The sequence below is a fragment of the Sphingomonas sp. GW821-FHT09E03 genome, from assembly GCF_059416225.1.
The window spans coordinates 354,541-371,262 of record NZ_JBWKOS010000004.1; the positions used below are offsets into that span (position 1 = coordinate 354,541).

Genomic DNA, 16,722 nt, shown 5'->3' on the forward strand with positions numbered 1-16,722 from the left:
ATTGTTGATGGACCACGCTACCCGCCTCAAGCGCCTCAAGTTCCGGGCCTGGCACCGCGGCACCAAGGAGGCCGATCTGATGATCGGCGGCTTCTTCGACATGCATGGCGCGCGGTGGACGCCGGCGGAGCTCGACTGGTTCGAGGCGCTGCTCGAGGAGCAGGACGTCGACATCATGGGCTGGGCGATCGGCTCGATGCCCACCCCGCCGGCCTGGGAAGGGCCGATGATGACCAGCATGCGCTCGATCAGCTACGTGCCCGTCGCCGAGTAAACCCTGCCCTTACCTCGCCGCGCAGGCGGGTACCCGCGGCGGCTGCCGTTGCCGCCCACCACCCTGAGCTCCTGCCGATGCGGGAGCACGACGCCGAAAGCCCGCCTTGCCCGACCTGAAGACGATCCTCACCGCCAAGGCTCCGCTGACCCTGTCGGGTGTGCCGACGGGGTTCCAGCCGTCGCTGCTCGCCGATCTCGCGCGCGCCGCCGCCCACTCGGGAAAGGGCGGCCGGGCCGTGTTCATCGTGCCCGACGATGCGGCGATGCGCGCGGTGGCAGCGACCGCGGCGTTCTTCGCGCCCGAGCTCGAGGTGATCAGCTTCCCGGCGTGGGATTGCCTGCCGTATGACCGCGCTTCGCCGACGCTGCGGATCATGGCGGAGCGGATCGCGGCGCTCTACCAGTTCCAGAAGAAGGCAAAAGGACCGCAGCTGGTCCTGACCACTGCCAATGCCGCCACCCAGCGGGTGCTGACGCCGTTCCGCATCCGCCAGCTGGTGGCGACGCTGGAGCCCGGCGCAAGGATCGATCGCGACGATCTCGCCCGGCTGCTCCAGGCCAATGGCTATGTGCGCACCGAGACGGTGCACGACCAGGGCGAATATGCGGTGCGCGGCGGCATCGTCGACCTGTTCCCGAGCGGCGAGGATCAGGCGCTGCGGCTCGACTTCTTCGGCGACGAGATCGAGACGGTGCGGACCTTCTCGCCCGAGGACCAGCGCACCACCGGGCGGGTCGACGGCTTCACCCTGCTGCCGGCGTCCGAGGCGTTGCTCGACGAGGAATCGATCAAGCGCTTCCGCACCCGCTATCGCGACAAGTTCGGCGCCACCGCGACCGGCGATCCGCTCTACCAGGCGATCAGCGACGGCCGACGGCTGGCGGGCATGGAGCATTGGCTGCCGCTGTTCGAGGACAAATTGTCGACGCTGTTCGACCATCTCGGGCCCGACGACGTGGTGGTGCGCGAATTCGGCGTCACCGGCGCAGTGGAAGGCCGCCTCGAATCGATCGCGGACTATTACGAGAACCGCCAGCGCGCCGAGGCGGCGCAGCCCGGGAGCTATCGCCCGCTCGCGGCCAAATCCCTCTACCTCGACGACAAGGAATGGCAGGCGGCGATGGTCGCCGCGACTGCGCATCTGACCACGCCGTTCCACGAGCCCGAGAGCGCGAGCGTGCTCGACTTCGGCGTCGATGGCGCACGCGATTTCGCGCCCGAGCGGGCGAGCGGGGTCAACATCTACGAGGCGGTGGTCGAGCATCTCGGCAAGCTGCGCAAGGGCGGCCGCAAGCCGATCCTCGCGAGCTATTCGGTCGGCGCGCGCGAGCGGCTCGGCAGTCTGCTGAAGGACCATGGCCTCAACGGCGCCAAGGCCGCCGACAGCTGGCAGCAGGCGCTGGGCATCGCCGACACCGCCAAGACCGCTGGCGTCGCGCTGGTGGTGCTGCCGCTCGACCATGGCTTCACCGCTCCCGACATTGCGGTTCTGACCGAGCAGGACATGCTCGGCGACCGGCTGGTGCGCCGCGCCAAGCGCAAGAAATCCGCCGATGCCTTCCTTGCCGAGCTGGCGACGCTGACCCCGGGCGATCTCGTCGTCCACAGCGATCATGGCATCGGCAAATATCTCGGCCTGACCTCGATCCCGGTCGGCAAGAGCCCGCACGATTGCGTCGCGGTGGAATATGCCGGCGGCGACAAATTGTTCGTGCCGGTCGAGAACCTCGAGGTGCTATCGCGCTACGGCTCGAGCGAGGAAGGCGCGAGCCTCGATCGCCTCGGCGGCGAGGCCTGGCAGCGCCGCAAGTCGAAAATGAAGGAGCGGATCCGCGAGATCGCGGGCGAGCTGATCAAGACCGCGGCGGAACGCGCGCTCCACCAGGGCGACGTGCTCGAGCCCGACGCGAGCGGCTACCCGAGCTTCGTCGACCGCTTCCCTTATGCCGAGACCGACGACCAGGACCGCGCGATCGAGGACGTGCTCGGCGACCTCGCGGCGGGCAAGCCGATGGACCGGCTGATCGTCGGCGACGTCGGGTTCGGCAAGACCGAGATCGCGCTGCGCGCCGCGTTCGTTGCGGCGATGGCGGGCAAGCAGGTCGCAGTGGTGTGCCCGACGACATTGCTCGCGCGCCAGCATTTCAACAATTTCGCCGCGCGCTTCGAGGGATTCCCGATGAAGATCGGGCGATTGTCGCGGCTGGTGACGGCGAGCGAGGCCAAGGCGACCCGCGACGGGCTTGCCGCGGGGACGGTCGACGTCGTCATCGGCACCCATGCACTGCTCGCCAAGAACATCGATTTCAAGCGATTGGGGCTCGTCATCGTCGACGAGGAACAGCGATTCGGCGTCACCCACAAGGAGCGGCTGAAGGCGCTGCGCGCCGACGTCCACATGCTCACCCTCACCGCGACGCCGATCCCGCGCACGCTGCAGATGGCGATGAGCGGGATCCGCGAGCTCTCGGTGATCCAGACCCCGCCGGTCGATCGGCTGGCGGTGCGCACCTATGTAATGCCCTGGGATCCGGTGGTGCTGCGCGAGGCGCTGCTGCGCGAACATTACCGCGGCGGCCAGAGCTTCTTCGTCACCCCGCGCCTGTCGGACCTTCCCGATATCGAGGACTATCTGCGCAACGAGGTGCCCGAGATCCGCTATGTCGTCGCCCACGGACAGATGAGCCCGACCGAGGTGGAGGAGCGGATGAGCGCCTTCTACGACAAGAAGTTCGAGGTGCTGGTCTCCACCACGATCATTGAATCCGGCATCGACATCGCGTCCGCCAATACGATGATCGTCAACCGTGCCGACCGCTTCGGCCTCGCCCAGCTCTACCAGCTGCGCGGCCGCGTGGGTCGCTCCAAGACCCGCGCCTATGCCTATCTGGTGACGCCGCCGGAGCGGATGATGACCGATACCGCCGAGAAGCGGCTGAAGGTGCTCTCCGATCTCGACAGCCTCGGCGCCGGTTTCCAGCTCGCCAGCCACGATCTCGACATCCGCGGCGCGGGCAATCTGCTCGGCGACGAACAGTCCGGGCACATCAAGGAGGTGGGCTACGAGCTCTACCAGTCGATGCTTGAAGAGGCGATCATGGACGTCAAGGCGGGCGGGCTCGCCAGCGATCGCCCGCGCGACTTCAGCCCGCAGATCACCGTCGATGCACCGATCCTCATTCCTGAGGAATATGTCCCCGACCTCGACCTCCGGATGGGGCTGTACCGCCGCCTCAACGAGCTGGAGGAAAGCCGCGACATCGAATCGTTCGCCGCCGAGATGATCGATCGCTTCGGGCCGCTGCCCGAGCCGACCGAGAATCTGATCCGGGTGATCGAGATCAAGCTCAACGCGCGGCGGGCCTGCATCGCCAAGATGGACGTCGGCCCGCGCGGCGTGCTGGTCGCGTTCCACGACGACACCCCGCCCAACGTGCCGGGACTGCTCGCCTATGTTGACCGGCTCAACGGCGTTGCCAAGCTCAGGCCCGACAGCAAGCTGGTGCTCCAGCGTGCCTGGCCCGACGCCAAGTCGCGCCTGCACGGCGCGTTGCAATTGTCGAAGGGGCTGGCCAAGGCAGCGGGGTGAGGCGCCGACCGGTGGCGCTCAGCTGCTGTGGTCGGAGATGATCTTCCAGCCGGCGTGGCCGCGCTCGAAAACGAGCGTTGTCATCCCGGCGGCCGGCTTCTTGCCGGCAGGATAGGTCAGCTGCCAGCGCGCGAACAGGATCTGGTGGCGCGGGTCGACCGGGCGGAAACCGGAGATGCGGAACGACAGCGCGCCGCGCGCCGCGGGATCGGCGCCATAGCCCTTGGCGTAGCGTGCGGCGATCGCGGCCTTGCCGCGGACCAGGCCGTCGCGGGTGACGAAGATCGCGTCGTCGGCATAGACCGCCATGAAGCGGCGGATGTCGCCGCGGCTCCACCCAGCGGCGCTGTCGGCCATCGCGGCGCGGATCGCGGCCTGCTGGTCGTCGGCGCGGGAAAGCGCCGGGGTAGACAGTAGAAGCGAGGCGGCCAGCAACGTGCGGATCATGATTGCTCCATCAAGGCGGTGAGCGCGGCCTCGTCGATCGGCTCGGCGAGGAGGAAACCCTGGTAGAAGGCGCAGCCCTCGGCGGCGAGCAGCTGCCGCTGCGCCTCGGTTTCGATCCCCTCGGCAACGACGGCGAGATCGAGCGAGCGAGCGAGCGCGACCACCGCGCGGATCACGCACCTCTCGCGGTCCGAGCCCTTGATGCCACGCGCCAGTGCCTTGTCGATCTTGAGGTAATCGAGCGGCAGCGCGGTGAGATAGGCGAGGCTCGAATAGCCGGTGCCGAAATCGTCGAGCGCCACCCGGCAGCCGGCGGCGCGCAGCGTCTCGAGCAGCACCGCGGCGACGCCGAGATCACGGATCGCGCCCGATTCGGTTACTTCCACTGTCAGCCGGTCGAGCGGGAAGCCGCTCGCAGCGACGCGGTCGAGGAACAGCTGCGCAAAGCCGGGGCGGCCGAGATCGCCGGCGGTGAGGTTGAGCGCGACGCGCAGGCGGTCGAGCGGCGGCGGCCAGGCCGCGACCCGCGCCAGCACCAGCCGCTGGATGTGATCGGACAGCGCAATGCCAAGATCGGCGCGATCGGCGGCGGCGAACAGGGCGTCGGCGCCGAGCGGGCCGAGCGCGGGATGGTGCCAGCGCGCCAGCGCCTCGACCCCGCTGATCCGGCGGCCTTCGATGGGCGCCTGCGGCTGGAACAGGATCTCGATCTCGCCGCGCTCGATAGCGTGATGGAGATCAATCGCGAGCGAATCGAGCGGCGCCGCTCCTTCCGGTCCGGCGATGCGGATCACCGCGCCATCGCTCGCCTTGGCGGCGATCAGCGCCTCGCCGACGCGGCGCAACAGGCTGTCGGCATCGTCTCCCGCCCCGGCCAGCCCCATGCCCCAGCGGCTGCCCAGCACCGCGCGTTGCTCGCCGGCGTGGAGCGGCTGGGCAAGTGCCGCGCCGAGCCGTGCCGCCAGGCCATCGAGGCCGGTGGCGTCGGCCTCGACCGCGACGACGATATCGCCGCCTCCGGGATGGGCGACCTGCGCCGCGTCACCAGGGGCCGATGCGGCGATCGCCTCGACGGTGCGGCGCGCCTCGGCGATCAAGGCATCGCCCGTGGCACGACCGCGCGCGGCGTTAAGGATGTCGAGCCGCGACAGCGAGATACGCAGCACGCCAACGCTGCGGCCTGCCGCGATGCGGTCGGCCAGCCACAGGCGCAGCACCGCCATGGCGGTGTCGTCGGCGCGATGGGGCCAGCGCCGCTCACCCTCAGCCGACCAGCGATCGGAGCCGCGCTGGGCATGGCGGGCAGCGTAGCGGATCGCCTGGGTCAGCTCCGTCACGCTGGCCGGCATCGCGAGGAAATGGGTGGCGCCGGCGGTGAAGGCCTCGTCGATCGCCTCGTCATCTACACCGTCGAGAAGCACCAGCAGCGCCGCACCGGTCGCGCCGACCAGCCCGCCCAGCCGCCGCAGATCGGGCAATGATCCGGCGATGCCGCCGCGCGCGTCGATCACCGCCACCGCAGCGCCGCTCGCCATACAGCGCGCGGCAACGCCGCCGCCACCGGCATCGATGATCGGGTGCCAGCCGTCCGCCTCGGCGGTCTCCGCCACCGCCGGGCCCGGCGTGGCCGCGCCGCCCGGCGATACGATAAACAATGCTGCGCAACCGGCGTCTTTCCCCATCCGCACAGGCGTAGCCGCGCGCGGTGGCGCCGCCAACTGCCCTGGCGCTGCCCCGCTTCCCGTCCGGGGACGCCGACATCCCCAATGACCTGTCTCGTGCAGACCCGCCCTTGCCCCGGAGCCGCCGAGCCCCTAGCTCCAACCCATGGCCATTGATGTTCTCTCGACCGACCGCCAGCTGGTCGATGCTCACGGCCGCACCATTCGCTATCTGCGCATTTCGGTGACCGATCGCTGCGACCTGCGCTGCCGCTATTGCATGGCCGAGCAGATGACCTTCCTGCCGCGCGCCAAGCTGCTCAGCCTCGAGGAGATAGCGATCATCGCCGAGCGCTTCATGGCGCGCGGGGTGACCAAGATCCGCCTGTCCGGCGGCGAGCCGCTGGTGCGGCGCGACGTCGGCGAACTGATGGACCGGCTCGGCCGCCATGTAGGCCATGGCCTCGACGAGCTGACCATGACAACCAACGGCACCCGCCTCGCTGAACATGCCGAGCGCATGATCGCGGCCGGGATCAGCCGGATCAACGTCAGCCTCGACAGCCTCGACGCCGACACCTTCCGCTTCATCACCCGCCACGGCGACCTTGCCCAGGTGCTCGGCGGCATCGCCGCGGCCAAGGCGGCCGGGCTTGCGGTCAAGATCAACATGGTCGCGCTTGCCGGGATCAACGAGGCCGAGATCGGCACGATGCTCGCCTGGTGCGCCGCCGAGGGCCATGACCTGTCGCTGATCGAGACGATGCCGCTCGGTGCGATCGATGAGGACCGGGTCGACCGGTTCGTGCCGCTGACCCGCGTGTTCGAGACGCTTTCCAGCCGCTTCCCGCTGGTCCGCGACACGCACCGCACCGGCGGCCCGGCGCGCTACTGGCGCGTAGAGGGCACCGCGACGCGGCTCGGCCTCATCTCGCCGCTTACCGCCAATTTCTGCGACGGCTGCAACCGGGTGCGGCTGACCACCGAGGGCAAGCTCTACATGTGCCTCGGCCATGACGATCAGGTCGACCTCAAAGCAATCCTGCGCGAACAGGGCGTCGACGCGCTCGACGATGCGATCGACGGCGCGCTGCTGCTCAAGCCCAAGCGGCACGATTTCCGCATCGAGGCGGGCTCGGCGCCGGCGGTGACGCGGCACATGAGCGTCACCGGCGGATGACCGGCTACACGCGGCGGGCGCTGGTCGCCTCGCCAACCGCCCAGGCGCAGGCCGCCGCGGCCGAACTCGCCGACGCCCAGGATTGGGTGGAGCCGGCCGACGCCGATGTGATCATCGCGCTCGGCGGCGACGGCTTCATGCTGCAGACGTTGCACGCGATCCTCGATCGCCGCAGACCGGGGGTACCAGTGTTCGGGATGAACCTCGGCACGGTCGGGTTCCTGATGAACGAGTGGCGCCGCCACGGCCTCGATGAACGGCTGATGCGCGCACGCCCCTTCCAGGTGACGCCGCTGCTGGTGACGGTGACCGACCAGGAAGGGCGGATCTTCCAGGTGCCGGCAATCAACGAGGTGTCGCTGCTGCGCGAGACGCGCCAGACCGCCAAGCTGTGCGTCACCGTCAACGATCGGGTGGTGATGCCGGAGCTGGCGTGCGACGGCATCCTCGCCGCCACCCCTGCCGGTTCGACCGCCTATAATCTCTCGGCGCAGGGCCCGATCCTGCCGCTGGGATCGAACCTGCTCGCGCTGACCCCGATCAGCCCGTTCCGCCCGCGGCGCTGGCGCGGCGCGATCCTGCCGGACAAGGCACGGATCTCGCTGAAGGTGCTCAACCCGGCCAAGCGGCCGGTGTCGGCGGTGGCCGACCAGCGCGAGTTCCGCAACATCGCCTCGGTCGACATCGCGATGGATCGCGCCCGCGAACTCACCCTGCTGTTCGATCCCGAGCATGCGCTCGACGACCGGATCACCATGGAGCAGTTCCTCGGCTGATCGACCGATCGGTTCTGCGACAAAACGGGGTTGCATCGCCGATTTTGCCGTTTATAGACGCGCTTCCGCAGCGCGTTCCCTGATAGCTCAGCGGTAGAGCTCTCGACTGTTAATCGAGCGGCCGTAGGTTCGAATCCTACTCAGGGAGCCAGCTGCGGACCTCCGAAAACCAAGGTTTTTCGTCGAGGGCCGCGCGATGTCGGGGCCACTATTATGACATCCGCGATCTATTGCTTGATTGTTGCTCCACCGGCCTATTGCCGCCTACGATAACCATCACGTGCCGGGCCGGGCGTGTGGAGGATTGTGTATGGCGATTGGTCTTGTCGCAGCCGCTCTGATCGCCAGCGGGCAGGCGGGCCCGCCGGCAGCGGTGCCCCCCGCGCCGCAAATATCAGGGCAACGCCTCCAGCGGTGGATCCCCGGTGACGTGCGATGCAGCGGCAGGACCTTCGCCGGCACGCAGCTTCGGCGGCCCTACACAACCTTGCTTTGGGGCGAGCAAACATCGGCGCCGCGAACCTACACGTTCCGGATCGATCCGCGCGGCCAAGCCATGTCGATCACCGGCAGCGGAGACTGGGACTATTCGACAACTGACATAGCGCCGTCGCTCGCAGCATCGCATTTCGCAGTGGCGGCGGCGCTGGACAATTGCACGGTGACCTACACCGCGAATCCCCTGTCGATCGCCGACGCTCCGCTCGGCGATCTCATCTCCTACAGCATCAATCCGCTCAACGGCGAGCTGCCGCCAGCGGCGTGGGCCCGGATCAAGCCCGAGGGGGCGGATTGCGACAAGGAGCCCAGGCCGCAGTGGCTGCGGGCCGTGTCGCCCGATTACCTGAAGCTGCCGGGTGCTCCTGGGGCACGGGACTGGAGCCTGGTGGCTTATGATCTAAACGCCAAAGGCCGCCCTATCCACCTCAGGCAGGCGGTCGGCACCGGCAACGTAGCGCTCGAACGGGCTGCACTGCGCGCGATGGGCCAGTCGCGGCTGACGCAAGGCCCGCGGCGTGGCTGCCTCAACCCGTTCACCAGAAACGCCACCCGTTTGCCGGCGCCGGCGGACATCGATCCACCGTCGCTGACCCCAGCCGGCAGTAATTGCGCCTATGACGAGAAATGGGAAACGATGCCAGCGCTCGTCTATCCGGACAATTGGCGCAAGCGGGCGATCGAGGGTTGGGCGATCCTGGCGTTCGACGTTGCGCCCTGGGGCGCCACCGGCCACGTCAGAGTCTTGGCGAGCCAGCCGTCGGATGAATTCGGCAAGGCGGCGCTGCCGATCGTGTTGGATGCCAAGAAGAAGGCGTCCAGCACAGGGCTGGTGGGCTGCGTCGAGCGAGTCCGGTTCCGGATGGGGCCCGGTACGCCCGAGCCGGCGGGAGGCGGCTGACCGCAAGGTCAGTTACCGCCCGCCCTTGAGGCGCGATCAGGCCGGCTTGGCGAGCATCTTCTCGGCACTGGTTTTGACGAAATCGCCGATCGGGCCGGCCATCATCGCCAGCATCATCGGGATGCGCACCGTGCCGGCGACCTGCGCATCACCGATCACGAGATCGGCCGCCACCTTGTGCCCCATTGCCTTGATCGCCAGCGATAGCGCATCCGCGCCGGTCCACTCGGCATCAACCGTCCCGCCGCCGGGGATGTGCGCCGCGAGCTTGGGCAGGCCGGCTTCGATGCGGCGCCGCGCCTCGGCCCGGCCGAGCGCATGGGGGATGTCGAAGGCAAGGTCGGCCATGGTCACTCGTCGGTTGCTGGATCGGGTGCGTGGCCTAGGCTGCCGATGACGGCCATGACAAGGCTAGCCACGCACCCGCAACAGATCAGGGCCGCTCGGCAGCCAGCGTCAGCGCCGCCGCGGTGCCGCTCGCCGGGCGCAGGTGGAACCACTCGGGGCGGTCGATCGCCGTGAGGAACGCGAGGATGCAAAGCCCGAACGCCAGCAGCCCGACCTTGCCCCACACAGGGTGAAGTGGCTTGTCGTTGTTGGTGGCGGAATCGTCCATGAACGTCTCTCCTTGGGGGTTCGATGCCCGATCTAGGTGGCGGGTTTTGCCAGCGGACGTGCGCGGCGTGACGTTTTCTTGCTGCGACGCAGCAGATACCATGGGCGTTGCCGGGCGTGGTTCCATGCTATGGCATCCCGATGCAGCAGGCCACCACCATCATCACCATCGACACCCGGCACCAGGGGCTGATCGATTTTACCCGCGACGTCGTCGACTGGGTTGATCGCCAAGGGCTGACCGAGGGGCTGCTCACTCTGTTCTGCCGCCACACCTCCGCCTCGCTGGTGATCCAGGAGAATGCCGCCCCGGCAGTCCGGCGCGACATGGAGGCCTATTTCGCCGCGCTGGCGCCCGAAAGCCGGCATTACGAACATGACGACGAGGGGCCGGACGACATGCCGGCGCACCTGCGCACTGCGCTCACCGGCGTGCAGCTGTCGATCCCGCTGATCGGCGGCCGGCTTGCCTTGGGGACGTGGCAGGGCATCTATCTGTTCGAGCACCGCCGGCATCCCCACCCGCGGACGATCGCGCTCCACCTGATCGGCGAAGCGCGCTAGCGGCTGCTCAGATGCCGGCCACGTAGAGGCCGTGATGGGACAGAATGAACAGGCTGCGGCCATCCGCGCCGCCGACGAGCAGCTGGAGTGGGCGCTCGGGGACGTCGATCCGGCCGATCTCGCGGCCATCGGCGGCATAGACGAATATCTGTCCATTGGCGACGAATACCCGTCCCCGCCCATCGACCGCGACGCTCTCGCCACCGCGGTTCGCGAAGGCCTTGAGCGCGCTGAGCTCGCCGCGCGGGCCGAGCAGGCCGCTATACGTCTTATTCTCCGAGCCGTTGGTGACGAACACGCGACTGCCCGGTCTGGCGGCGACAAAGCCGTAGCTGTCGAGCGCATCGGAGAAGCGCCAGCCCCTGAAATCCGCCGGCCCCTGCTGGAAGGTGCGATAGGCCGGCAGCACCAGGCTGCCATCGGGCGACACATAGGCGCGGGACTTGGGCAAGGCGGCGTCGCGCGCGAACATGTCGGCGAGCGTCGGGTAGCGCATCGTCGCGGGATCGAGCTGATCCTTGAACTCGCCGTTGTTCCAATAGCTCGCCGGCAGCGCCACGCTGGCTTCCGGGTGGTCCGCCGCCGCGGTCGGCGCGATCACGGTCAGCGCCGTCTCGGGCGCGCCCGGCTTAAAGCTGTAGACGGTGCCTTCTCGCCCGGCGGACGACAGCACCATCAGATTGCCCGAGCGATCCACCGCCAGGTTGACCGCATCGAGCGGCGTATCCCGCACGATGGACAGACCGCCCTTGGCCGACCAGCCGTAGATCCGCTGCGCTTTGCGATCGACAAAGTAGAGATTGCCCGCCGCATCCACCGCGCCGCCGCCGGCGGCATCGAAGCCGCCGGCTAGCTTGGTGACCTTGCCGGCGAACGCGCGGGCCTTGGCCGGCGGGGTGGCGGCGCCGACATCGAGGGTCGCAAACTCGTGCTCGCGTACTTCCAGACCATTGGTCATGTCCTGGACGGCATTTTCGTACGGATATTTGCTGGCGCGCAGGTAGGTGGCGCAGCCATTCTCGTCGCAGGTGCCAAGTCCGCTTTCGGCGTTCACATGCACGTTGCGGAAGCGGATGCCGCGGGCATTGTAAAGCCGCACTGCCGCCGCGGCGGGTTTGAGCGAGCGGGTGACGCGATAGGCGTGATAGTTGGCGACGAGGATGTCGTGGCTGTCGCGGATCTCGAGCGACACTGCATCCTGGCTTTCGCCCGCTTCCTCCTCGGTCTGCGGCGCGAGCAGTTCCCAATTGGCGACGCGGTTGAGCGCGATCTCGGTACGGGCGTGATGCTCGACCGACATCTCGTAGACATGGCCGGGGGTGTCGGTGTCGGAGACGTAGAAGCCGGCCTGGGCGTAGGTGTTGGGGCTCCAGATGTTGTTGAAGGTGCCGCCGCCGCCGCGCGTCACCCACAGGCTGGGATATTGCGCGTCCCAGCGCTTGGCGGGATCGGCATCGCCGCTGTGGTTGGCATTGTACGGATCGAAGCGGGTACCGTCGGCGAGGTCGGTGCCGTGGCCGCCCTGGAACTTGACGTCGTCGACCAGCGAATTTGCGCCGGCGGTCCACAGCAGGGCGGTGGCGCGCGGATTGATCCCGCCGGTGGACAAGCCAAGGCCGGAGACAATTGCCGAGCCACCGTCTGCGGAGGCGATCAGCGGCTTGGGGGCGCCAACGCCCTGATAGCCGGGGGTACGATCGGGCAGGATGATCTGCGTGAGGTTGGGATGGAGCGCGACCAGCGCGGTGTCGGCGCGCAGCCGCAGCGTGTCGCTGACGATGTAGCGACCCGCGGGAAAATAGACGGTGCGATGCGAGTCGATCGCGCGCTGGATCGCCTGGGTATCATCGGTCTTGTTGTCACCGCGCGCGCCGGCCTCGCGGACGTTGAACCAGTCGATGGTCGCGGGCAGCGGCCGGATCGCGGGGGCACCGGGCGCCGGCAGCGCGGGCAGCGCCGCCGCCTTGATGACGGTGGCATATTGGCCGGTCTGGCCGAGGCCGGGTACCGTCAGGCCGTAGTCGAAGGCCGCGACCCGGTAAGCCTGACCGGCCCCCGCTACCGTCTTGCCGCTGTCGCGGAAGCGCGCGAATAATGGGGTGTTGGACGCCAAGGCGTTCTCGAAGCCGATCTGAGTGTAGACGTTGTTCTCGTTGGAGATCACGACGCCGGCGCGGGCGATATTCTCGAAGCGGACGTCCCTGCCCCACAGCCAGTCGCCATAGCCCCGGTCGATGTCGATCCCGACCGGCGCGTTGCGCATCGTGACGTTGACGAGGGTGAGCCCCGCCTCATGCTCGCGGATCGCAGCGTCGCGCTGGCCGTCGAAGCTCGAATCGAGCAGGGTGAACTGCCAGGCAGGCGATGGTTTCTCGGTGAGGATGCCGTAACGGCCACCGCGGAAGTGCAGGTCCTGGCCGACGTTGGCGACCTGGTAGAGCCCGGCAAGACCGGAGCCGAGATCGAAGTCCATGTGGCTGAGATAGGCGTGCTGCGCTGCATGGAAGCGGATCGCCGCGGCGGCCGGATTGCCCTGGCCGATCTCGACATCGATGTTACTCATCGCCGAATAGAAGGTGCCGGGGTTGGCGTCGGCGACGGTGGCGTCGAACGGCACGCTGCCAGGCGGCGGGAACGGCACTCGCGGCACCTGGCCACGGTGGGCGCCGGCGAAGATCACCATGTTGGCGATGCCCTGCTGGAAGCCGGGGGTGGAGTCGCCGAGCACCAGCACTGGCCGGGTTCCGCCGACGCCGAACACGCGAACACCGGGCCAGACGAAGATGGTCCGGGTAACGCGATAGCGGCCCGAGGGCATGAAGACGATGCCGCCGCTGCCCTTGGCGGCGGCGGCGTCGATCGCGCGCTGGAGCGCGGCGGTGTCGTCGGCGCGGCCGTCGCGCTTGCCGGCGACGGTGACCGCGCGGGGATCGTCGGGCGCGGTCTGCAGCGACGACGTCGACGCCATCGCCGGGGCGGTGCTGGCCAGCAACAGGCCGATAAGCGCCGCCGCCCCTATTCCGTTGCGTCGCTGCATGGCCGATCTCCTGATAGACGAAAGTCCCGGCACATGGCCGGGACAGTTGGGGGAAGAGGTAGCGCCCCGGCGGCGGTCGACACCAGCCACAGAGGCGCAGAAGGATCAGAAATTGTAGCGGACGCCGAGCCGGAACATCCGCCCGATCACGTCATAGAGCGCCGGGTTGACGTCCACCCCGGTGTTGGTCTGCGGCGAGGGCGCGGGATCGCGGTTGAAGAGATTGTCGACCTTGAAATAGGCGGTCAGCTTCTTGGCGATGTTGTACGATCCGCCGACGTCAAAATAGAAGGCGCCGGGCATGAAATTATAATCGACGGTAGGGTTGTTGACGGTCGATACCGGGCAATTGCCGGTGCCGCAGACGACATATTGATTGCCGATCACGCCGTCGCTGAACCAGCGCTGCTGCAGGGTGAAGCTGAAGCGATCATTGTCATAGCCTTCGATCGCCAGCCATTTCCACTTGGGCGTGTTGCCCGAGTTGGCGCCGGCGCTGTCGATCGGAATGGTGCCAGGCAGCCCGGTGTCGGTGATGAAGCTGCGGACGTTGGTGGCGAGCCCGCGCAGCGAGAAATTGCCCTTGATCCCCAGCGGGTCGCGCCACTGGTAGCTTGCTTCGATGTCGATTCCATCGGTGGAAATGGACGCGAGGTTGAACGGCTGGACGGTGACGAAGTTGTTGCCGCCGGGATCGGAGAGATTGAACGAGCCGCAGGTCGCGGTGACGCCCGAGAAGCAGAGATTGACCTGCTGTTGCGCGCTCAACGCCGAGATCACGCCGTCGAGCTTGATCTTGTAGTAATCCACCGAGACGCTGAACCCGGGGAGCCAGCTCGGCCGGGCGAGCACCAGCCCCACCTCGGTGTTGCGCGCGACCTCGGGGCGGAGGTTGGGATTGCCCGTGGTGTTCTGGATGATGTTCACCGCGGTGTTGTTGAACGGATTGGTGAAGTTGGGGACGGTGACCGAGATCGGTGCCGCGAACAGCTCGGACAGATTGGGCGCGCGGACGTCGCGCGAGGTGACCGCGCGGATCCGGAACCCGTCGAGCGGCGTGTCCCAGGTGCCGCCGATCTTCCACGTGTAGACGGTGCCCGAGGTGCTGTAGCGCGTCGCCCGGCCGGCGACATTGAGGTTGGCCTTGCCCAGCGTCGCCGAGCTCAGGAACGGCACGTTGAGCTCGAGGAAGCTTTCGAGCACGTTATAGCTGCCGCGGCCGTTGTGGTAATTGCCCGCGTACCAGTTGTTGCCGACGGTATTGAGCAACGGATCTGCCGGGTAGTTGGTGTCATACGGGCTCTCGTCCGACACGCCGTTGCCATAGGGATCGCCAGTGACATGGTAGAATTCGCGGCGATATTCGGCGCCGGTCGCGACCGACACCGGCCCGGCCCAGAGCGAGAAGGGCTCGCCCGAGATGCTGGCGCTGGCGACGTCCTGGGTCTGACGCGTGTGCTGACGCGGGCCGTTGGCGGGCTCGATATAGGCGAGCGCCGCCGCCGACGGCGGTGTGCCGCCGATGATGTTGATCGGGACGCACCCATTGGCTCGTGCCACTGCGCTGGCGCAGACGGTCTGGCCGTTGAGCGTGATCGCCTGGATCGCGGCATTGTAGCGCGGTGTCAGCGTGATGTTCTCGACGTTGATGTCGGTGATGTTCTCGCCATGCTCGTAATAGACGTCATAGTGCCATTGCGAGCCGAGCACCGGCACCCGGCCGGTGGCGCCACCGACGAACCGATATTGCTTGCGGGTGGGATAGACGGTGATGTTGGGCAGGATTGCGTTGCTGACGCCATATTGGAACTGGGTGATGCCGTTCGCCGCGCACGCCGCCTGGATCGAGGCGGGCACGAACGGGTTGGAACATTGCAGCGTCAGGCCGGACTTGGCAGCGCCAGGGTTGGGCTGGTTGCTGGTATCGACCTGGGCGATGTTGACAGTGGCGTAAATCTCATTGTCGGCATCGATGTCGAAGCCGACCCGGCCATAGCCGTTGTAGCGATCGAGCCTCGACTGCAGCGTGGTGCCGATGCCGACATTGCCCGAGAGGTCGCCGCCGACGCAGAAGCCGATGTAGCAGCCACTCACCGTACCCGCCGCATTCTTGGCCGGCACGCCGTTGGAGCCGTAGGCGAACTGGAATGGCTGGCCGGCGGCGTTGAACGCGGTGCCCTGCAGCGGGCCGGCGGATATCAGCCCGTATTTGGTGTACTGATAGGCCTGGACATGCTCACGATACTGATATTGCGGCGAGCCGTCGTTGGTGATGCCGCGGTTGATCAGGGTCGCGGTGGTGTACCAGTCGCGGCTGTCGGGCGCGTCTTCGCCGAAGCCGCCGGGCTTGATGCCGTCCTCATGGGCATATTCGCCGCTGACGATGACGTGCAGGCGATCATTGAGGAATGCCTTGCCCGCCGCCGCCTGGACCAGGATCTGGCGATCGTCGCCATAGGTGGAAACGCCGCCGAGGACGTTGGCCTTGAAACCTTCGAACCGCTTGTTGGTGATGAAGTTGACGACACCGCCGACCGCGTCCGACCCGTAGGATGCCGAGGCGCCGCCGGTGACGACGTCGACGCGCTGGACCAGCAATTGCGGGAACAGGCTGATGTCCGGCACACCGGTGACGTTGGCGCCGACTACGCGCTGGCCATCGAGCAGCGTCAGCGTGCGAATCGTGCCGAGCCCGCGCAGCGAGAAGGAGCTGAGCCCCTGAGTGCCGCTCGAGGTGCTGTTGGTGCCGGTGGTGGTGCCGGTCGAGCCCTGCAGCGAGGGCAATTGGGCGATGGTGGTGAAGATGTTGGGCTGGGCGTTGCGCGCGATCTCGGCGGCACCGATCACCGTCGTCGGCGTCGGTGCGCTGAAGCCGCTGGAGGTGATCCGCGAGCCGGTGACAATGATGTCCGGGCCGCCGGCGGCCCGGGTGGTCTCCGCCGCCTGATCAGTCTGCAGCGTCGCGGGTGCGGTCATCTGATCGGGTGCGGCGGGGTCGGCGGTCTGGGTAGTCGTCGGCAGGCCGCTGTCAGGCGACGCGGGCGGCGTGGTCTGCGCCGCCGCCGGCAGCACCAGCACCGCAGCGATCAGCGGCGCGAGGCTGGCGCCGAGCAGAGAATGGCGGCGGTGTCGTTGGATATTGGCCATGGCAGTTCCTCACCTGTCGTGTTTTGTTTT

General features: G+C 67.7%; 12 protein-coding genes and 1 tRNA gene. 7 read left to right on the forward strand and 6 right to left on the reverse strand.

The genetic code is table 11. From position 1 onward, the window contains the following. Positions 1-7: 7 nt before the first annotated feature. Both AC07M8_RS12035 and mfd read left to right on the forward strand, forming a co-directional pair. The gene (locus AC07M8_RS12035) at positions 8-274 is read left to right on the forward strand and encodes an FAD assembly factor SdhE (RefSeq protein ID WP_495174558.1); all 267 of its coding nucleotides are present in this window, start codon (positions 8-10) and stop codon (positions 272-274) included. 106 nt (positions 275-380) lie between these two features. After that, on the forward strand, positions 381-3,866 hold the full coding sequence (gene mfd, locus AC07M8_RS12040) for a transcription-repair coupling factor (RefSeq protein WP_495174559.1): 3,486 nt from the start codon (positions 381-383) through the stop codon (positions 3,864-3,866). Positions 3,867-3,884: 18 nt separating this feature from the next. Here the strand turns inward: mfd and AC07M8_RS12045 are convergent, their stop codons facing one another. Together AC07M8_RS12045 and AC07M8_RS12050 are read right to left on the reverse strand one after the other, a co-directional pair. Beyond that, a complete protein-coding gene (locus AC07M8_RS12045; RefSeq protein WP_495174560.1) occupies positions 3,885-4,313 on the reverse strand; it encodes a YybH family protein in 429 nt (142 codons plus the stop codon). Further along, positions 4,310-5,995, reverse strand: coding sequence for an EAL domain-containing protein (locus tag AC07M8_RS12050; RefSeq protein ID WP_495174561.1), 1,686 nt, complete (start codon positions 5,993-5,995; stop codon positions 4,310-4,312). Before AC07M8_RS12050 ends, AC07M8_RS12045 begins: the two co-directional genes overlap by 4 nt. A gap of 145 nt (positions 5,996-6,140) precedes the next feature. Here AC07M8_RS12050 and moaA point away from each other — a divergent pair, with 145 nt between their 5' ends. From moaA to AC07M8_RS12070, 4 genes are all read left to right on the forward strand, one after another. After that, positions 6,141-7,154 carry a GTP 3',8-cyclase MoaA gene (gene moaA, locus AC07M8_RS12055; RefSeq protein WP_495174562.1) on the forward strand — a complete coding sequence of 338 codons (1,014 nt, stop codon included), beginning with the start codon at positions 6,141-6,143 and terminating at the stop codon, positions 7,152-7,154. After that, positions 7,151-7,930, forward strand: coding sequence for an NAD kinase (locus AC07M8_RS12060; protein ID WP_495174563.1), 780 nt, complete (start codon positions 7,151-7,153; stop codon positions 7,928-7,930). Before moaA ends, AC07M8_RS12060 begins: the two co-directional genes overlap by 4 nt. Before the next feature lie 76 nt (positions 7,931-8,006). Continuing rightward, positions 8,007-8,081, forward strand: a tRNA-Asn gene (locus AC07M8_RS12065). 129 nt (positions 8,082-8,210) lie between these two features. Further along, entirely contained in the window at positions 8,211-9,329 is a 1,119-nt protein-coding gene (locus tag AC07M8_RS12070; protein ID WP_495174564.1) for an energy transducer TonB, read from the forward strand. Positions 9,330-9,365: 36 nt separating this feature from the next. Here AC07M8_RS12070 and AC07M8_RS12075 read toward each other — a convergent pair whose 3' ends face one another. Both AC07M8_RS12075 and AC07M8_RS12080 read right to left on the reverse strand, forming a co-directional pair. Further along, positions 9,366-9,677: a polyhydroxyalkanoic acid system family protein gene (locus tag AC07M8_RS12075; RefSeq protein ID WP_495174565.1), complete on the reverse strand. Its 312-nt coding sequence runs from the start codon at positions 9,675-9,677 to the stop codon at positions 9,366-9,368. A gap of 85 nt (positions 9,678-9,762) precedes the next feature. Then, positions 9,763-9,945 (reverse strand): hypothetical protein, encoded by a 183-nt coding sequence (locus AC07M8_RS12080; protein WP_267393413.1) that lies wholly within the window; start codon positions 9,943-9,945, stop codon positions 9,763-9,765. 140 nt (positions 9,946-10,085) lie between these two features. On the opposite strand from AC07M8_RS12080, the gene AC07M8_RS12085 reads away from it, so the two are divergent. Continuing rightward, positions 10,086-10,508 (forward strand): secondary thiamine-phosphate synthase enzyme YjbQ, encoded by a 423-nt coding sequence (locus AC07M8_RS12085; RefSeq protein WP_495174566.1) that lies wholly within the window; start codon positions 10,086-10,088, stop codon positions 10,506-10,508. Between the two features lie 7 nt (positions 10,509-10,515). Here AC07M8_RS12085 and AC07M8_RS12090 read toward each other — a convergent pair whose 3' ends face one another. Beyond that, on the reverse strand, positions 10,516-13,545 hold the full coding sequence (locus AC07M8_RS12090; protein WP_495174567.1) for a glycosyl hydrolase family 28-related protein: 3,030 nt from the start codon (positions 13,543-13,545) through the stop codon (positions 10,516-10,518). 105 nt (positions 13,546-13,650) lie between these two features. Then, positions 13,651-16,692 (reverse strand): TonB-dependent receptor plug domain-containing protein, encoded by a 3,042-nt coding sequence (locus tag AC07M8_RS12095; RefSeq protein WP_495174568.1) that lies wholly within the window; start codon positions 16,690-16,692, stop codon positions 13,651-13,653. Between the last annotated feature and the right edge of the window lie 30 nt (positions 16,693-16,722).